At 70.7% G+C, this 1,014-nt stretch carries 1 protein-coding gene; it reads right to left on the reverse strand.

Annotated features, from left to right (window positions below; genetic code table 11):
* Positions 1-86 precede the first annotated feature (86 nt).
* A complete protein-coding gene (locus AB0M28_RS40480) occupies positions 87-440 on the reverse strand; it encodes an iron-sulfur cluster assembly accessory protein (protein WP_365415844.1) in 354 nt (117 codons plus the stop codon).
* Positions 441-1,014: the final 574 nt, after the last annotated feature.

Here is a 1,014-nt window from a genome sequence, read left to right on the forward strand (position 1 = left end):
CAGATCGACCTGTCCATCGGCTCGGTGAGCGGGCTGTCCGCGGCGATCACCGGCGTGGTGATGGTACCAGCCCCCCAGACCCCCCGTCAGCTGAACGAGTCCCCACAGGCGCAGGAACCCGTGGCGTTCGGGTTGTCGATGGTGAAGCCCTGCTTCTCGATCGTGTCGACGAAGTCGATCGACGCACCGGTCAGGTACGGGGCGCTCATGCGGTCGGTGACGACCTTCACGCCGCCGAAGTCCTTGACCACGTCGCCGTCGAGCGAACGCTCGTCGAAGAAGAGCTGGTAGCGCAGGCCAGAGCAGCCACCGGGCTGGACGGCGACGCGCAGCGCCAGGTCGTCACGGCCTTCCTGCTCGAGCAGGCTCTTGACCTTCGCCGCCGCGGTGTCCGACAGGATGATGCCGTCGGTGGTGGTGGTGTCGTCCTGAACGGTCATTCGCAATCTCCCGGGTTGCATGGACTGCTGCCGATCGGGTCCAACCGGCGGGGCGTGGGTTTCATTCCCATGCTCGCACATCGGGGCTGGATGGGTCATCCAGCCCGTGTGGTGGTGGGCGCCCTCGGTCGCCTCCCGCCGCGGGGGCTGCGCCCCCGGGCCCCCGTTCGTGTCCCTGCGGGTCGGCTGCGTGCGGCTTGCGCCTGCGGCGCGGTCGGCGCTGCGCGCCTCGTCCTCAGACGCCGGACGGGCTGGGGTGGTGCTGCGGTCACGCTGCATCGTGCGCCTTGCGCCGGCGCCTGCGGCGCGATTCGGCGCTTCGCGCCTCAGTCCTCAAGCGCCGGACGGGCTGGGAGGGCGCCGGTTGCGTCGGCTGACGCGCTTCGGGCTTCGCCCGAAGTCCTCAAACGCCGGACGGGCTGAAAAGGGGGCCGGTCACGCTGGAAAGGGGGCCCGTCACCCTGGAACGGGGCGCCTTCCCCGGCGCAGCGCAGCGGAGCCGGTACAACCCCACCGATTTCCCGGCGCAGCGCAGCGGAGCCGGTACAACCCCACCGATTTCCCGGCGCAGCGC

Source organism: Streptomyces sp. NPDC051940, assembly GCF_040680895.1.
In the GTDB taxonomy this organism is placed as follows: domain Bacteria; phylum Actinomycetota; class Actinomycetes; order Streptomycetales; family Streptomycetaceae; genus Streptomyces.

What these genes read in the sequence shown, in the direction of transcription:
- AB0M28_RS40480 (WP_365415844.1), bottom strand. Translation starts at nt 440, where the DNA reads ATGACCGTTCAGGACGACACCACCACCACCGACGGCATCATCCTGTCG.